This window comes from Phocaeicola coprophilus DSM 18228 = JCM 13818 (assembly GCF_000157915.1).
Classification (GTDB): domain Bacteria; phylum Bacteroidota; class Bacteroidia; order Bacteroidales; family Bacteroidaceae; genus Phocaeicola; species Phocaeicola coprophilus.
In genome coordinates this window covers 1-17,536 of the sequence record NZ_EQ973642.1, presented here as the reverse complement: position 1 = coordinate 17,536, position 17,536 = coordinate 1, and the positions used below count along the sequence as shown (strand labels likewise).

The following is a 17,536-nucleotide window of genomic DNA, read 5'->3' as shown; positions in this document are numbered from 1 at the left end:
ACAGTAATGAAAATTAGAAAATGAGGAACAGAAAAATCCTACGCAAAAACATGATAATCAATGAAGTATTATACATCTAAGGTGCTTTTTAATTGTCCCTAAAAAAGGACCCTGAATTTGCACCTGACAAACTTCGTAGAAACGCTATATTCTGCTTCCGCCCGGAAACGAAAAAAGCCCTGATTCTGTTGTGAATCAGAGCTTTTCCTAATTTTGCTTTGTAAACTGGCGGTGCGTACGGGACTCGAACTCAAGTCGTAATCCCTTTTGTACCAATATCTTATTTAATCAAGTTTTCAAAGTCCAACGTCTAATCCAACGTGAAGAGTTCGCTGTTCTGCTTAGCTTTGATAGGCTAAATTGGAACAATGCAAAAATAGTGAAAAATAACAATATGACCAAATTTCGATATATAACTCATTGTTTTTTTGAAGTATTTGTCCTTTCCTGAAATAGGTTGACTCGGTTTGCAAACCGAGTCAACCTATTTCAGGAAAGGACATTTTTTTAGAAAATCAAACTCTGTCAACGGCAGAGTAGGTTCTATTTGGGATATTTTTTGTAACTTCACAACGTTTTTTTAAAGAATTACCCCCGAACCAAGCCTGTGAAGGTCTGTCGGGGGTTCTTTGTAAAGTTACAAATTTTATATCATTCTGTAGAACAATTGTTTGGATATTTACTGAATATCCCTAAATAAATGAAAAAGGACAGTCCTCAGATGAATTAGACTATCCTTTTTTATATAACCTTTGACTCGAAACTTACATTACCGCAGCAACAAACAATCCATTATTACCATATATCATCTGAACAAAAGGTAGATCCTGAGATTGCTGTTCTTCCCACAATTCTTTAAACTGCTTTTTGTCTGTTTCACTTGGAGTGTTAGGCATATTGGGATGCGAATGCCACTCACCCAAATATCGCACTTGATGATATGTCAATTTCGTTATTCTCTCATATTCCGCAGTCAATCCTTTAAATCCACGAACAAAAGATACAGGGCTATGAATACTGTCCTCTGGAGCTGGAACCATATAATATACATAAATGCTATTATGATCGCGGTCATAGCTACCAAACAAACAACCGCCAGTTTCCTTATTTGGTGATGTGAATGTCATTGTTTGAATTTCTTTTTCTACAGCATCGGAGATATAAACTTGAATATCTCCCAATACTTCGTGGTGCCAATTTGTGATTGTCATCGGCAAACTTGACACTGTTCCTTTTTCGGCATCAAAGTGCCAAATACTCAAACAAGCTTGCCCCAACGTATAATATTTCCTGATTTGTTTAGAAATGATGGCCGACAATACACGTACATTTTCATAATTAAGTATCATCGATTCTGATCTGCAACTGAAAGTATTCGTACGCACGGTTCCTGATTGTTCCAAATGAAGAGCAAACCTTTCATCCACTATCAGATTACGATAATAATCCATCTCCAACAAGTCAAGACGAGAATTTCTGTCCTTATCTTCTATTAGCAACACGACATCATCACCCTTGGGGTTCAAGAATGAGGTACATCTACGGAATGTATGTTCTTCGTCTGCAAGTTTCCTTTCAACTGCTATGGAAGTGCTAAAATCCATTATCAACTCAGTGTCCTTAAATAGACGCTCTCTATCATTTCGGCTTAACGTCAGAAAGTTTCCTTCTATGGCATTTATTTTCTGAAACAAGATGCCATGATAGCTATCATTGATGGCACGAACCTTTGAGGTCATCACTTTGTCTGTGGTAAGTGTATGACGGCTAAGATTATGTGGCAACAATATATCACAATCAACTAGACAGATTTCTTCAGAGCATCCTTGTCTCACAAAATGATCGATTACAGCAGAGCCAAGTGTGCCAGTTCCGATAACTCCCACTTTCTTGAACCATTCTTTGATTCCATTATTGATGGCGTTTCCACTACGTGAAGTCATAAATTCTAATAGTACAACTTCTACAGACAATTCATAAAACCATTTTTCAAACGCATCCTTAGTAAGAACCTTCTTTTTATGTACTATATCCTTAGGAAGACAGTTTGTTTTGATGAGGAACAATTCCTGTGAAGTCTTTTTGTCATCTTTGCTTGTCTGAGTGATATAAATCGATATAACTAACGGAAGTGTAGCCTTCCCTGCTACACTTTTTGTCAAAACAGCCAAAAGACTGTCTGTCAAAGAGAATTCGTCAGTTGACTGGACGTCTTTCAAATCTCCCATCGTTTGAGGTATTCGTACAAAATTGTTTGCATGGATTTTTTCTGTAGGAATACCAATTAAATAGTGGGTAGCTTTACTTTTCTCAACAAATTCCAAGGTAGAAGAATACTTCGTCTTTGGGGAGTACTTAATATATGGATTACCACCTAAGCGTTCATTCAAAATACAACAGACTTCTTGAAACCCGAAGAAGACCTCCAGTGGACGGTTTGACTCATGCAATTTGTTTATGCTATTCAAGCTAAACCATCGTCTTATGGAATTCAAGAAATCGTGTGCATTAAACTGTGGTCGAATATCTGCAAATGCGACATCCGACACACATAATGATACAGGCCGTGTAAACGGCTTTGCATTTGAATGAGGTAGCTCCGTTGGAAAATCTTTTCTTAGTGCATATACTTCTGGTATATTGATATCTTTTGAATGGCAAATAATTGCTATTTCCTCTTCGTCCCATATTTCATAAATAGGTTCGTCTGGAATTTCAAGATGCGTCATGCGCATTTTGACAATGGCATCCCCCTTGCCATTGACATAACACAGTACATCCTTTGTGTAAGGATGTACCATGGCGGCCTTATAGATTGCCTTGGCTCTCGAAAGTTTTAGGTATTCACCTCTAATTGGAGAGCCATTTGTTATTTTATGGTTATAATCTTTCATCTGCCAGCTCGTGGTGCAGGATTAGAAATAGATGATGCTCCCGCCACTGTAGAAATCTCTCTAAGTGTCTTTCCGTTTTCGTTAATCTTAAAGACAATGGGCTGTGGTATATTCCCTACTTTGCTATGTGTAGCGGTATTAAGGAAATGCGAAGAACCAGAATTCAGTTTCTTTATATACTGCTGTTTAGCTTCGTAGCAAGGAGGATTGTTATCATTGTTCTTTATTTCATTTGAAGAAGCTATAATATGTGCAGAATTACCAATCTGCTTTTTCAATATAGCCTCTGCAGACGGTTTTATTTCTTTCTTATTGTCTGATTCATTGAAAAACGACCAAGAGCAATGGTGAGGAGCAAGGAATATATTCCACTTCAACTTTTCTTCATCTGTGTTATTGTCAAGAATGTGTTGCCAAATTTCGTATTCAGCATCACCTCCCATAAGCACACGGCTCTTGTAACCAGTATATCCATCTATTTTAAAACCAAACTGCACAACGACTGATGTTGCATTCTTGTCGTCATACTTCTTACTTGTCTCAACATCTTCTTTAAACGGAGCATGGATGAAAATGTCTAACCAAGACAGACTTGCACCATGAACAGTTGTAACGAGTTTGCCAGGAACGTAACAATATCTGCTGTCGAACTCTTTGTCTTTATCGTATCCGATAATCCTCAAATAGTTACCTTTAGAACCATTGAAGTTCGCATCATCATCGTATAGCTTTCTACGACGTTTCGCTTCTTTGCGTATATCTTCAGCAGGTGCAGACAAATTATTGTTTAAGCCACGAGGAGTAATCCACAGCTCTTCTATAATAATCTCGTCTTTGTTTTTATCCTTGTCATAATCAGCCACATCTCCATGATAGAAGTTTTCTACAAATCCTTTGCAATGATCATCGTGAGGGTGAGTGCTGATGAATAGGTCAACATACGGACGACCTGCGACATCTTTATGCAACTCTTGCAGCAAGTCAGCCTTTACATCAAACATTACTTGTTTACCATGACCATCAGTCAGGTCTTCAAGTATTTGGCAATCCACTATAATGGTCTTGCCGTTATCTAACTTAATCAGCGTGCAATCTGCATTGCCCACGGGATAATATTTAATAATATGTTCCATAGCTTATTTTTTAGTAGTTATTCTTATCATCATCTAAATTCAAGAAGACGTTATATAATCTCTTTGCATATCTTCTACCATTTGTATATGCAAACCATGTGGTAATAAACGAGACTATAACACAGGTAATTCCTCCCCACAAGAAGAAACGTCCAAGTGGTAGTGACAAGCCCCAGTTGTTGATAGCAGCAAGAGCAAACAAGACAATACCATCCATAAATATTGTCGCAATCAGGTTACGATAAAAACCATAGATGCAGTTATAATCGAACAGTATATCATCGAATCTAGTTACATCCAACAAACAATTAACAGCTTCATCTACACGCTTTACATATTTCTTATTCTTGTAAGTCTTATGTCTTAATTTATCTACTGCATTATTCCTCTGCGCGTTGCGTAACCTTCAAAGAACTCTTCGTATGCAAAAGTAGCTATTTTATCCGAGATTTGGATATGATTTCCCTGTTTTTTATTCCCTCATTCATAGTTTTTCCGTAAAAGCGAGTAGTTTAATCCGAAAGCGAAAAAAGGAAGCTGTGTGGCTACCTATCCCATGAATGAAACAAGCGACCACACACAGCTGGCAAACTTGAAAAATGAATATTTTCCATCTAACAGAACTTGTTCAGCCAGATGGAAGTATCCATTTTTTTTCTATTCTTTTTTCTTTAATGGATATAATTTTACAGTACCATTTCTATTTGGCATAGCTGCCGACTGACAATGTATATAGGAATTACAAGTATGGGTAGAGTAAACGTTTCCATATTTTGCAAGCCAATACACTAAACGTCCACTTGGATGTTTCTTATTGCCAGCAGCAGATATATAGCACTTTTGGGGAGAAAGAGCCTCTATAATTGATGTATTCAAATTTCTACGGCTTCCATGGTGTGGAACTTTAAGAAAATCCACATTTCTCAACCATTTGTATTTGTTCAGCATCATCTGAAGAGAGGTAGTATTTGCATCTCCTGCAAAAAGTAGTCTTTTGCCATCCTCTGGTTCGTACAAGATAATTAGGCTAGAAGCATTGTAAGGGGATGAATCTTCATCATTGTCGATTACACTCTTTATATCCTTCTCGTCAATCTTGAACGTATCATCGTATGCTTCTTTTGAACTATCTTCATATGTCTTAATACCATAGTCTGCGACCATTGCCTTTACTACCTCGCCATAATATTTATCCGAAGGACCAACAATGCTTATTGGAAGGATTGGGTGTTGGACACCATCGGTTACGCTTATTACCTCTGTGCATTTATCCAATGCCAAATCAATAAGGTTGAGATTGGGGTTTGTAGATTTTTGCCAAATCTTACGGACTGCTTTTGTTGCATTCTCTTTGTTTTTGTAACGTTGTATGTCATTGACATCAAGATATTGGGCAGGATCGGTTAGCCAGAATGTTTTTATAGTAATTTCATCATCTTGAAGTAAATCGAAAAAGCCATCTTTATGGTCACTATCTGGATGCGTACATATAGCTAAGTCTATGTAATAACTTCCATAATAATCATTAAGATGCTTTTTTATAATAGAAGTATCACCTGCATTGCCAGCATCAATCAATATGATGAACTGTTCATTACCTATATAGTGCCTGATAAGTATTGCATCAGCATCTCCCACTTTTAGGGCTTCATATTCATATTTCATTTTATTCTCTTTCATACTCTGCTCCTGTTATATATGCATTGTACATTGCTCTTGCGTAATCGTAGGCTTTGGACTTGTAAGATACATAATTGATAATACCAAACAATACCTGAGCAACTAAAGCCACCATCAATATTTTTGTATATGGCATCTCTAGAATGAAATTTACAACAAGAGCAAAAATGATTGCACCTATAGCATACACACATGCTCCAAGATAGTTACGACAGAAACCATACTTTCGATTATATTGTTGAAGATTTTCGTTTTTGCGAGTTACCTCCCTTATCTTTCCAACTGCATCAACAATAGCACGTTTAGCCTCGGATGGATTAGCAATTTCTTCATCTTTTGACAACAGCCGAATGCCAAAATCAGCCTCCACCTTTGCCGCAATCTGTTTTATATCCGCTTCAGATTTTCGCTCAGCGCTACTCCAAAGAAGAAGTTTTGTTGTAGGCATTTCTGTTTCATCTTCCTTAAATAGACGGAATTGAAACAATTGTTTTGAGGCATCAATAAACAGTTGACGAACCCAATAGGCTAATGCACCATAAATTAGAGCTACCGGAATAAACAATCCAATTTTGGCAATTATTGATTTCCATACGTCCAAGGTATCTGGAATAAACGATGTGACATACAATGTAGTCAAGATAATGGGGATTATCATACCCACGATGGCTGGATAAACTCTTGCTTCTTTTTCGTACTTATTCATTTTTTCTTAAATTAACACAGAATTAATTATACAATATTCATGCCAAAATCAGTTCCAATCAATTTTATAGTGCTATTTCTTTACGACTAAGAATATCATGACGTTATGTCAGCATGTTGTGACATTATGCCAGTGTCTGAGATACACAAAAATTCATTCATCGTTTTTTTCCGTAAAAGCGGCTTTATTCGTCAGTACACCATCGCCCAAAAGAATTTTGAACGAACGTGTGCCGACTATCGCATAAGCTGAGAAAAGGGCTTTGCCTCACGCCTAAGCAACAGTTTAGACTGATGAGGCAAAGCCCATTTCTTTTGTGCTTATGCCAAAGAGGTGCTTTTACGGTTTTTCAGATGATTTTTCTTTTTCGCTGTTCCTTTGAGCCGGAAGCGGAAAGCCGTGTATGACCGCTTGTCCATAAATGTAACAAGCCGTCACCCACAGCAGGCAAACCGGGAAGAATGATTTTATCTGCCCGCCCCGACACGTCCGGCCAGACAGATAAAACCATACTTCCTTGCAGGTGGTTTGCCCGGTTTCACGCTACCGGCTATGTCCTTTTTTTGTTGGGGACTTCCTTTTTTCACGGATTTCTCTTTTGAAGTTTTCTGTCTAATCTGCCTCTACTTCCGTTTACCTCCATTTTCGCGCCTTTCAGTGGGCCGCATCAGGCAGTCATTTCCGTTCTGGGCGCAAAGGTAACTCCGGGATTTGACGGGAAAGCAAGGTCAAGCCTCCTGTTTTCGGGAAAAATCTCCAGCCCTGCGGGTAGTATTTTTCTCGAAAAACCTTGCATTCCCTAATCCCTACCTTTTTAAGCACCCGAAACGAAAACGACCGATGCGACAGAAAGACGCATAAAAAAAATGTCGGATAAACGAGAGGCAGATAAGATAGTTTGAAACTCAACTCCCTCAGCTCTTGAATCCGCATTAAAAATAAAAAATCAAAAACAAAACGGATATGAGAACAGCAATGGCAACAAAATTCGTGGCTTGGGAAGTGCCGACATTGGAAGCACTGAAAGGCAGTAAGGTTTACAATCTCCGTGAGAAACTGAACAACGGAGGACAGATGAACCGAGAGGAAAAGGATTGGCTCACAGAAAAGGTGAACAGCAACACCTACTTCAAGAACGCAGTCCCCCTGCAAGGCTGGAGGTTTGACTTCTCCGATGTTCTCCGCACCTACCTCGTAAGCCAATACGGACAATGGACGGAATACAAGGCAACGGACAAGACAGGGCTTCGCAGATACCTATACGGCAGGATAGACCGAATTGTGGAACTTCAAAAAGAAACATTATGACAGCAACAATGGACTTCAGACAAATGGCGCAATACATAGGGTTTGCGATATGCTCCCTCATCGTGCGCACCGTCTTTGGGGTGTTAGACATCCTTTGGGGTATTGTCAGAGAGATAGTAAACGGAGTGTTCCGAGTGGCGATAGGCATAATCGTGGCTATTCTTTCCACAATCGTCTTCTTCGGCTTCATCCTTTGGTTATTCACCCTTTAATCCTTACCGACATGGCAAAGAGAAACAGCAAGACAGCAGCGCAGCAGTGCAGATACTACGGGGTGGACAACATCTTCGAGTACATGGTGGAAACGTACATCAACGGCAACATATCCGTGTTCCGTGAACTCTACCACGAACTGAACAAAGACGCACGGAAGGACTTTACAGACTTCCTTTTGAGCGAGGTGGAGCCGACTTATTGGAGAGAGATACTGAAACAGACAATCTAAAACAACAGCGATATGAAAACGACAGACCATTTCAAGAGAACGATACAGATGTATTTGGAGCAACGTGCAGCGGAAGATGCGCTATTTGCCAAGAACTACCGCAACCCTGCCAAGAACATAGACGATTGCGTGACCTACATTCTGAACTATGTGCAGAAAAGCGGTTGCAACGGCTTCACGGACGGGGAGATATACGGACAAGCCGTACACTACTATGACGAGAACGAGATAGAGGTGGGCAAGCCTATCCAATGCCAAATAGCCGTGAACCATGTGGTGGAACTCACCGCAGAGGAAAAGGCGGAAGCACGGCAAAACGCAATCCGTCAATACCAAGACGAGGAAGTCCGCAAGTTGCAGAACCGCCACAAGCCGAGAACCGCAACCAAAGCGACCACCCAAGAAGTACAACAACCCTCATTATTTGATTTAGGCTTATGAAACCGAGAACATACATACAGCAGGAAGTCGCACATCTGAGCAAGCGACTATCGAGATTGACCGCCACGCAAAAGGCATACGCTTTCCGTCATTGCTTCAAGCACTACGCAATCAAGAGAGCGGACGGCACGAACATCTGTACCGAGTGCGGACATTCGTGGAAGAGCGACCACGACCTTGCGGACACCATTTGCGGATGTACCTGCCCCCATTGCGGTATGCAGTTGGAAGCGTTGCGCACCCGAAAGAGCGTTTTCAGCGAGAACGAATACTTCTCCATCGTCACCACCAGCAAGCAGTACCAAGTGATACGCTTCTTCTTCGTCAAGTCCCGATACAAGGCAGGGCAAGCAGCCGAGTATTCCATTTATGAAGTGGTGCAGAGGTGGATTTCGCCCAAAGGCACAACCACCACCGTTGCCCGACTTCGTGGTATGTCAATGTTGTATTACGACCAATGGGCGGAATACAGCGACATGGAGGTGCGCAAGAACAACGGACTTCACGCATACGATATAGCACCTATGTGTACCTATCCCCGACAGCGTTTCATCCCCGAACTGAAACGCAACGGCTTCAACGGGGACTATCACAACACACTGCCGTATGACCTTTTCACAGCTATCCTTTCCGACAGCCGAGCCGAAACACTCTTGAAGGCAGGGCAATACGCCATGTTGCACCACTATATCCGCAGTTCCTTTGACATGGGACGGTATTGGGCATCCGTCAAGATTTGCATCCGCAACGGCTACACCATTTCGGACGGCTCCGTATGGTGCGACACCATAGACCTCCTGCGACATTTCGGTAAGGACACGAACAGCCCGAAGTACGTCTGCCCTACCGACCTCAAAGTGGAACATGACAAGTTGGTGAGAAAACGCAACCTGCAAATGGAGCGTGAGCGGACGGAACAGCAACGGCAAAAGGCGATTGAGGACGAGAAGAACTATCTGAAAGCCAAAGGCATCTTCTTCGGACTTGTGTTCTCCGACAGCCTTATCTGCATCAAGGTCATAGAGAGCGTTGAGGAAATGGTAGAGGAAGGACGGATGATGCACCATTGTGTGGGCAGTTATCACAACAAGGCAAACTCCCTTATCCTATCCGCCACCATTGACGGCAAACGGATTGAAACGATAGAAGTGTCACTGAAAACACTGAAAGTGGTACAGAGCAGAGGGGTATGCAATTCCAATACCGAGTACCACGACCGCATCATCCGACTTGTGGAGAACAATACCGAACTTATCCGTCAGCGGATGAACGCAGCATAATATCAACCTATAATACAGAATAATATGGAAGTAAGATTTGAAAACATGATTTGTTTGTGGGATGACAAAATCCCCACGATGTTCCTTGAGTTTATGAACCTCCTCACTCTTGCAATGAATGAGGAGCAGTTAAGGGCAAGTGTCAAGGACTTCGCCGAAAAGAACGAACTTGACAAGTTCTTCCTTTACGGCTTCGGCTCACACCATTTCTACCTGCACCAACGCTATACAAGCGACCCCGAAATGGTGATGCAAAACAGAGTGCTGTCAGTACATTTCTAACCATCTAAAAGCAACGATTATGAGTACACGAATGACCATCAACGGAGTAAGCACCTGCACAGAGGCAGGTACGGAGAAGTACGAGAAATTCCAGACGGGTATCGGCAGACGCAAGCGGACACTTGTGCAGTACGACTACCGCCACACGGACGGGGAATTGTTTTCTTGCGTCAAACCCACATTAAACGAGTGCCGAGCCGCACGGGACAAGTGGCTGACGGTAAAAAGAGGAAAGGAGGACAAGCGATGAACGAAGCAGGCTACCAAACGCTGATAGTCAAGTTCAGCAAGCCCATCACGGAATTGGACGGCATCTTTGACGATGCCGGAGCGTGGGGAGTGGAAACCCTTAAAGGATGGATAGAGGACTACGAAAGTACACGTTTCACCGCCATTGACACCCACACGACAGTCATAACGAGCGAGTACAACATGGAGTGCGTGAAAACATGGTTGGAAAGAAACACACCCATAGTCGAGAAAACAGAATTTTGAACATTCGGGCGGTGTCCGCACCGCCCGAACATAACACCCAAAGAAGAATGAATATGATAGCAAAGACGATTTTGGAGCAGATAGGTGGCAGACGCTTTGCCGCCATGACGGGAAGCAAAGACTTCATAGACATGGGCAACGGCTTACGCATGAGCCTTGCGAGGAACAAGACGAGTGCCAACCGCCTTGACATCATCTATGATGCAGGGGCAGACCTCTACAATATGCGCTTCTACCGCAGGACGTTCAGCAAAAATACATTCGAGAGCAAGACGAAAGACATCGAAACGCATGAAGGGATATATTGCGATATGCTGGAGGAAATGTTCACGATGGTGACGGGGCTTTACACCCGTTTTTGAGAGGAGGGCGGCGAAAGCCGCCTACTTTCTTTCATGAGCATGATGGCGGATAAGAAAGTAGGCAAAGAAACCTTTGTCCCAATCTACGATGATTGAGTTTGGCACATTTTTTGCTCAATTCATATTGAGTTGGAGTCTGACATTCATCCAGATTTACCAACAGAAGATAATCGAATATCAGGAGATGAATATGTGACATCCTGACTGGTAGGCGTTTTTAACCAATACTTTAATTGATATGAAAATTGATGTTAAAGTGGACGTTAAAATCGACTTGGCTAAAGTCATTATGGCATTAACGTCTGCGATGGTGATGTTATGGGCTTTAGTATAAGTTTTAAGGGGGACTGTGCTTACACACAGTCCCCTGTTTTTAAGGTATATACAGAAATGCAAACTCCGCCTTTCTCCGTTTGAGCAGCATGGAATGCCGTTTTCCCTTGTAGTTGCAGAAAGCGATATACTCCCGATAAATATTCCTGTCGCCAGCCTCCAGCTTTCGGATCAGCGTACTTTTGGGTATCTTCCCGCTTCCCAACAAACGGTATGGACCCACGTTATGTAAAAGCTTACATAAGGTGGGTTATGTAAGCGAATATATTATGTAAATAAAGAAAATATAAATCATTGATTAACAAATAGTATATTCATTTTTCACAGGATTACTTTTTACATAATATTCCTAACTTATTAGGTAAAATCATAGCATTATTTCCTAATAAGAGATATATTGAAGCTCCATCAAATCAAATAGATGGAGTTTCAATTAATATCAAACAATAAATAATGTTTTATGGAAGAAAGTAATTTTTATGATTTAAGGAAACAAGTTGTCCAGCAACTGCGTGAAAGGCATTATGCACCTTTAACTATTTGTGCATTTAAGAGTAGTTATAATAAACTGGAATGTTATATGCTGGAAAATAAAATTGAAATCTATTCTGCTCGTGTAGGAGAAGATTTTTTGAAAACTCGTCACAAAGGTATGGCATACGCCCAACTGTCTGATTTTGAGAAGAACATGGTTAGACATATAAAAATAATGAATGAAGTTCTGCATACAGGAATTATCATTGGAAAACCAACTCCGCGAAGTCCCATGTTTGAATTCAAAGGAGATTTAGGCATACAATTCAATGAATTTATTTGTCATGAAAGGAGAATTAAAAGCCCTCTAACAGTGAGCAAACATCACTTGTATTTGAGAGACTTGTATGATTTTCTAAAAGAAAACAACAAACTGGTTAAAGAGTTTGGTATTCCCGATTGCTTGTTATTTTTACGTGAATTGAAGCGAAAGAAACGTCCTTGGCATCACGTCGTCTCTTCTGTAAGAGCCTTTGTCAGATACTCTTGTGAGCGTAATTTATTAGCAGATTGCAATTTTTCCCGCTGGGATAGGATTTTATGCCTTCATCGTCCCAAAAATCCTCAATTACCATCATATTATAGCAGGGAGGAAATAAAAAAAATGCTGGACGCAATAGACAGATCTTGTCCTAAAGGAAAACGCGACTATGCAATGCTTCTACTTGCAGCACGTTATGGACTCCGCGCTTCGGATATAGTAGGAATTACATATGCCAATTTTGAATGGGAGTTCAATCGTTTGTCCCTTGTGCAGGCAAAGACGGGGAAGCCTGTTTCATTTCCATTATCAGAGGAAATAGGAAGTGCTATTATTGATTATATCAAGTTCGGAAGACCTGATATTGACAGTCCGCATGTTTTTTTGGAACATATGGCTCCATATCAAAGGATTTCCCCCCAGGCATTGAGCAGGATTGTCTCAGAGTGGATGTTGGCTGCCAGGATAGATATATCAACACGTAAACATGGTCCTCATTCTTTACGTCATAGTCTTGCTATTAATTTGTTTGAGAATGGTGAATCCCCAAGCGTTATTTCTGAAATTCTCGGACATTCCAATTTATTAACCACCATGAGTTATGTAAAAGTTGATTTGAAGCATCTAAGACAATGCGCACTTGAAGTACCTCAAATTCCTGAAATATTTTACTTAGAAATATATGAGAAAGAGAACTGGTAAATTATATAGTGTATTCTCTGGGTTAATTACCCAATATATAGAATACAAGAATAATATAGGTTGCAAAACGACTGTAATGGAATGTTTGTTAAAGCGCTTTGACAAGTTTGCCAATGATAGAAACGAGAAGGTCCTTGGGATTTCCAAAGATTTGGCAGATGCTTGGTGCTGTAAATTCCCTGGAGAATCTGAAGATAACCGCTATTATAGGATTATCATTCTTCGAGGATTCTCTTCTTTCCTGCAAACAATTGGATATGATTCATATATTCCAATATTACCCAAACATCAATCAAATTTTGTCCCCTACATTTACACACCTGACGAAATGGAAAGAATCTTCAAGGAGTGCGACAGAATAAATGCTTATCACCACGTAATCAATTCAGCTCGATTTTCCATACCATGCCTAATCCGTCTGCTGTACGGTACAGGAATCCGTATAGGTGAGGCTATAAAATTGAAACACTGTGATATTGATTTCAAAAATGAATGCTTATTACTTAGAGAATGTAAGAATGGGAAAGACAGATATGTCCCTCTTTCTCCTTCCTTAGCACTAATATGCCGTGATTATGTAACTAAAAAACAGAAATTTGGGCTTAGTATTAATCCAGAGAACTATTTTTTTGTAAAATGTAATGATACTTCAATTTCATCAAAAACTATTTCAAACATTTTCAATCATATTTTAGAACGTGCCGCCATCGTACGAAATGAAAATCGAAAAGGACCTCGTCTGCATGACCTTCGACATACATTCTGTGTAAATTCATTTGTGCAATTATGTGAATCAGGGAAAGATATACATAATGTGATGCTGATACTAATGACGTATATGGGACATCAATCCATTGCCGCTACAAATAAATATGTCAGAATAGTGGAGACCATGTTTCCTGAAATTGTAAGACAAGTAGATATGACTCACAATCATATTTTTCCAAACATGGATGAAATGACAGATTAATTATGTATTAAAATTTTAGTGTATGACAGATTTTGGAAAATATCTCACAGATTATTTAAACCGTTACCTCACAATGGAATGTGGCTGTTCCTATCAAACGGTAAAACAGTATAGTGCAACATTCATGCTTTTTATACAATACATGTATAAGATTGAATTAATAGCACCGGAAAAACTATTCCTCAAAGAAATTACAAAAGAAAGAGTTTTAGGATTTTTGCATTGGCTGGAAGAAACGAGAAAATGCTCAATATCAACAAGAAATAATCGTTTAAGTGCTCTACGGTCTTTTTTCAAATATCTTCAATATCGGGAAGTTAAGGGCATGGCTTATTGGCAAGCTATATTGAGTATCAAACAGAAAAGAACACCTTTTAAGGAAATGTCTTATCTGACTACGGAAGGAGTACAGGCATTACTTGAACAACCGGATTTATCAACTCGTAAAGGGCGTAGAGACTTTATTCTTATGGGGCTATTGTATGATAGCGGTGCAAGAGTTCAAGAGATTATAAACCTAACCCCAGAAAATATAAGATTAGGAGAAACTACTACTGTAAAATTACATGGGAAAGGCAATAAAATTAGAGTAGTTCCTCTTTCTACTAATCAAGTGAAAAATTTAAGGTTGTATATGGAAGAGAACAATCTTTTTGCTTCACAATATAGATGCCATCCGTTATTTCCTAATCCAAAAGGAGAAAGGTTGACGAGAATGGCCGTATTAGATATTGTGAAAAGACATGCTAAAAATGCGAGGAAACAATATTTGGAATTGATACCAAGTAATATATCCTGTCACACTTTCCGGCACTCCAAAGCCATGCATATGTTGGAAGCGGGTATAAATCTCGTCTATATTCGTGACTTTCTTGGACATGCTTCTACAACAACAACGGAAATATATGCTAGGGCAAGTGAAAAATTAAAAGAACAGGCATTGGAAAAACTGGCTCCTGGTATTATTCAGGAAAGTAAAACTGCATGGCAAAAAGATGGAGATTTAATGGAATTCTTAAAAGCTCTGCAAGTAAAATATAAATAAAATAACAAGTAGAGTGAAGAGTAGTAAATAGAAGAACCACTCTTCACTCATTTGAATACAATGCAAACATTCTTATTTACAATTACGTAATAATCAGTTATCTAGCAACATCTTCTATGCGCGTTTGTTTGCATAACCATCTTATGTAGATTTATATAATCTTTCTTTTTTACGATATATTGGAATTATTCTATGCAAATCCAAACTGCTATTGAAATCTTCTGGTTCAGGCACAGTTGTTATTTTCGTGGAATAAGGCTACAATTTATTCGGAAAAGAGCGTTTTGAAAAATAAAAATCAGTAATTTTGCTTTCGGTTAAGTTTGCAGCAAAATATTTCCCCACTCATATTTTTATATTAGTAGGCTACAAATTATTAAGCGAGCGACACTATGTGACAAGTTTATATAAAATATCGATATGTTAATAAAATCAGTAACACTTAAAAACTTTCGTGGCTATAGAAGTGAGACTACAGTTCTTTTCTCCAATCTAACAACTTTTGTTGGTCGTAACGATATTGGAAAATCTACAATTCTGGAAGCCTTAGACATTTTCTTTAATGAAGGAAAGGGATGTATTTCCCTAGATAAGGAAGATATAAATAAACGTGCTTCTAGTGAAGGTGACGATGAAATAATAATTGCTGTAGAATTTTTCAAATTACCAGATAGTTTAGTTATAGATGATAGCAATAGAACTACACTTGCAGCTGAATATCTTTTAACAGAATCTAATACTCTAAAAATAGTGAAAAGGTATCCAAAAGCTGGAAGGGAAAAAGTTTATATTCGAGCTAAACATCCGACCAATGCAGTTTGTTGCGATTTGTTAAGCAAGAAAATTACTGATCTTAAAACAATATTAAATCGAGAGAACATAGAATGTGAAGATCAGACTAGAAAGGCTGTAATACGCACAGCAATATGGAACCATTTTGCAGATAATCTCAATTTAGAAGAAAAGGAAATTGATGTAACGAAAGAAGACGGAAAGACGATTTGGGAAAGTTTGAAGAAGTTTCTTCCTGTATATTCACTCTTTCAAGCTGATCGTAGTAATAATGACCATGATAAAGAAATACAGGATCCTTTAAAAGAGGCTGTAAAATCGATACTAAAAGAGGAAAATGTAGCCCAAATGTGTCAGCAAATAGCAGAACATGTTACAACTAAACTACAAGAAGTCTCAAATCATACGTTAGATAAAATACGAGAAATGAATCCAGAGCTAGCAAATAGTCTTAGCCCTAATATACCGTCTTTCACTGATTTAAAATGGTCTGATTTATTCAAAAATGTATCTATTGCAGGAGATAATGACATTCCTATCAATAAGCGTGGTAGCGGTGTAAAACGTTTAATACTTTTGAACTTTTTTAGAGCTGAAGCCGAAAGAATGCAAAGTAATACAGAATCAGATGGTCTAATATACGCTATTGAAGAACCTGAAACTTCTCAGCATGTTGCACACCAAAAGATTCTGATGAAAGCTTTAATAGATTTAGCCAACAATAAGAATGTACAAGTTGTATTGACAACCCATAGTTCTTATGTTGTAAAACAACTAAAGTTTGATAACATTCGATTGGTAAAAGAAAAAGAAGAAGACAGAGAGGAAAGAATAGTTCAGGCTATTGAACCATCTCAGTTGCCATATCCGTCTTTAAATGAAATAAATTTCACGTCTTTTGGAGAAGTGACAGAAGAGTATCATGATGAGCTATATAGTTATCTTTATTCGAACAAAACAGATGGAATAAAATGGATTGAAGAATATAAAAATGGCAAAACAACAGTCGACTATATTAGGGAGTTACCAAATGGTACAACTAAGACAGAGCAAAAAACTTTAACAGAAAAAATTCGCCATCAGATTCATCATCCAGAGAATTGTCATAATGAGCCTTATACAGAAACTGAAATTCGCCAGTCAATTGAAGATATGAGAGCCTTTATTATGAGGAAATGAGTATAAATGGCAGCTCTTTTACATCTCGCTGCCGAAGATGTGCATTTATCGTCTCGGACGACGACGACAATACGGTGAAACGTATTCCCACTTCCCATAGCGAAACCGATAATAATCGGACACAGATACTGGTTTGTAAATGCAATTGCACATTATCCGCATATCAAACACCTCCTTTCATTTATTTAACCTTATAAATAAAGATAGGATCTGTGTCTGCTATTTGGAATATGCTGTGCAAATGTACAATAAATGTTTATGATAAACAAGTCAGATAAAATCTTTCGACTTTGCACCATTGAATTAATATATTCAATACCTTTATGTTGTGGATGATTTAAAATGTTTTCTCTTTAATGATTTTATCCTATGTAACAATTATGTAAAGAAAATAACAGCTATTATAAATTACAATATTGATATATAGGCACTTACATACAATGGTTTTACATAATAAAATCGCTTACATAACCC

General features: G+C 39.0%; 17 protein-coding genes and 1 pseudogene. 13 read left to right on the top strand and 5 right to left on the bottom strand.

The genetic code is table 11. The features are described 5' to 3' along the window. Positions 1 to 764: 764 nt before the first annotated feature. The 4 genes from cap2-3 to BACCOPRO_RS07915 form a co-directional block, all read right to left on the bottom strand. Complete coding sequence (cap2-3, locus tag BACCOPRO_RS07935) at positions 765 to 2,894, bottom strand: anti-phage 6A-MBL system cap2_3 protein (RefSeq protein WP_008142571.1); 2,130 nt, start codon at positions 2,892 to 2,894, stop codon at positions 765 to 767. Next, positions 2,891 to 4,027 carry an anti-phage 6A-MBL system MBL-fold protein gene (gene mblB / locus BACCOPRO_RS07930; RefSeq protein WP_008142569.1) on the bottom strand — a complete coding sequence of 379 codons (1,137 nt, stop codon included), beginning with the start codon at positions 4,025 to 4,027 and terminating at the stop codon, positions 2,891 to 2,893. The genes cap2-3 and mblB overlap by 4 nt, the downstream gene beginning before the upstream one ends. A 657-nt stretch (positions 4,028 to 4,684) precedes the next feature. Then, the gene (locus BACCOPRO_RS07920) at positions 4,685 to 5,707 is read right to left on the bottom strand and encodes a ComEC/Rec2 family competence protein (RefSeq protein WP_008142566.1); all 1,023 of its coding nucleotides are present in this window, start codon (positions 5,705 to 5,707) and stop codon (positions 4,685 to 4,687) included. Continuing rightward, on the bottom strand, positions 5,694 to 6,413 hold the full coding sequence (locus tag BACCOPRO_RS07915) for a hypothetical protein (RefSeq protein ID WP_008142563.1): 720 nt from the start codon (positions 6,411 to 6,413) through the stop codon (positions 5,694 to 5,696). Before BACCOPRO_RS07915 ends, BACCOPRO_RS07920 begins: the two co-directional genes overlap by 14 nt. 963 nt (positions 6,414 to 7,376) lie before the next feature. Between BACCOPRO_RS07915 and BACCOPRO_RS07910 the strand changes: the two genes are divergently transcribed. The 9 genes from BACCOPRO_RS07910 to BACCOPRO_RS07870 are packed head-to-tail and all read left to right on the top strand — an operon-like array spanning position 7,377 to position 11,026. After that, complete coding sequence (locus BACCOPRO_RS07910; protein ID WP_008142559.1) at positions 7,377 to 7,721, top strand: hypothetical protein; 345 nt, start codon at positions 7,377 to 7,379, stop codon at positions 7,719 to 7,721. Further along, positions 7,718 to 7,933 (top strand): hypothetical protein, encoded by a 216-nt coding sequence (locus BACCOPRO_RS07905; protein WP_008142558.1) that lies wholly within the window; start codon positions 7,718 to 7,720, stop codon positions 7,931 to 7,933. Before BACCOPRO_RS07910 ends, BACCOPRO_RS07905 begins: the two co-directional genes overlap by 4 nt. An 11-nt stretch (positions 7,934 to 7,944) precedes the next feature. Next, a complete protein-coding gene (locus BACCOPRO_RS07900; protein WP_008142557.1) occupies positions 7,945 to 8,166 on the top strand; it encodes a hypothetical protein in 222 nt (73 codons plus the stop codon). Positions 8,167 to 8,178: 12 nt separating this feature from the next. Next, entirely contained in the window at positions 8,179 to 8,607 is a 429-nt protein-coding gene (locus BACCOPRO_RS07895; RefSeq protein ID WP_008142556.1) for a PcfK-like family protein, read from the top strand. Then, a complete protein-coding gene (locus BACCOPRO_RS07890; protein ID WP_008142555.1) occupies positions 8,604 to 9,887 on the top strand; it encodes a PcfJ domain-containing protein in 1,284 nt (427 codons plus the stop codon). Before BACCOPRO_RS07895 ends, BACCOPRO_RS07890 begins: the two co-directional genes overlap by 4 nt. A 24-nt stretch (positions 9,888 to 9,911) precedes the next feature. Further along, a complete protein-coding gene (locus BACCOPRO_RS07885) occupies positions 9,912 to 10,169 on the top strand; it encodes a DUF8466 domain-containing protein (protein ID WP_008142554.1) in 258 nt (85 codons plus the stop codon). Between the two features lie 19 nt (positions 10,170 to 10,188). Continuing rightward, complete coding sequence (locus BACCOPRO_RS07880; protein WP_040311334.1) at positions 10,189 to 10,419, top strand: DUF3873 domain-containing protein; 231 nt, start codon at positions 10,189 to 10,191, stop codon at positions 10,417 to 10,419. Then, positions 10,359 to 10,664: a DUF6956 domain-containing protein gene (locus BACCOPRO_RS07875; RefSeq protein WP_054856477.1), complete on the top strand. Its 306-nt coding sequence runs from the start codon at positions 10,359 to 10,361 to the stop codon at positions 10,662 to 10,664. Before BACCOPRO_RS07880 ends, BACCOPRO_RS07875 begins: the two co-directional genes overlap by 61 nt. A 53-nt stretch (positions 10,665 to 10,717) precedes the next feature. After that, on the top strand, positions 10,718 to 11,026 hold the full coding sequence (locus BACCOPRO_RS07870; RefSeq protein ID WP_040311333.1) for a hypothetical protein: 309 nt from the start codon (positions 10,718 to 10,720) through the stop codon (positions 11,024 to 11,026). Between the two features lie 373 nt (positions 11,027 to 11,399). On the opposite strand, the pseudogene BACCOPRO_RS17500 reads toward BACCOPRO_RS07870, so the two are convergent. Further along, positions 11,400 to 11,603, bottom strand: a pseudogene (locus BACCOPRO_RS17500) (glycoside hydrolase family protein); the annotation flags it as partial. A 216-nt stretch (positions 11,604 to 11,819) separates the two neighbouring features. Here BACCOPRO_RS17500 and BACCOPRO_RS07865 point away from each other — a divergent pair. The 4 genes from BACCOPRO_RS07865 to BACCOPRO_RS07850 all read left to right on the top strand — a co-directional run bounded on the left by BACCOPRO_RS07865 (position 11,820) and on the right by BACCOPRO_RS07850 (position 17,062). Beyond that, entirely contained in the window at positions 11,820 to 13,076 is a 1,257-nt protein-coding gene (locus BACCOPRO_RS07865) for a site-specific integrase (protein ID WP_008142547.1), read from the top strand. After that, the gene (locus BACCOPRO_RS07860; protein WP_008142545.1) at positions 13,057 to 14,046 is read left to right on the top strand and encodes a tyrosine-type recombinase/integrase; all 990 of its coding nucleotides are present in this window, start codon (positions 13,057 to 13,059) and stop codon (positions 14,044 to 14,046) included. The genes BACCOPRO_RS07865 and BACCOPRO_RS07860 overlap by 20 nt, the downstream gene beginning before the upstream one ends. 22 nt (positions 14,047 to 14,068) lie before the next feature. Continuing rightward, the gene (locus BACCOPRO_RS07855) at positions 14,069 to 15,091 is read left to right on the top strand and encodes a tyrosine-type recombinase/integrase (protein ID WP_008142544.1); all 1,023 of its coding nucleotides are present in this window, start codon (positions 14,069 to 14,071) and stop codon (positions 15,089 to 15,091) included. A gap of 420 nt (positions 15,092 to 15,511) precedes the next feature. Continuing rightward, on the top strand, positions 15,512 to 17,062 hold the full coding sequence (locus BACCOPRO_RS07850) for an ATP-binding protein (protein WP_008142541.1): 1,551 nt from the start codon (positions 15,512 to 15,514) through the stop codon (positions 17,060 to 17,062). The last annotated feature ends 474 nt before the right edge of the window (positions 17,063 to 17,536 follow it).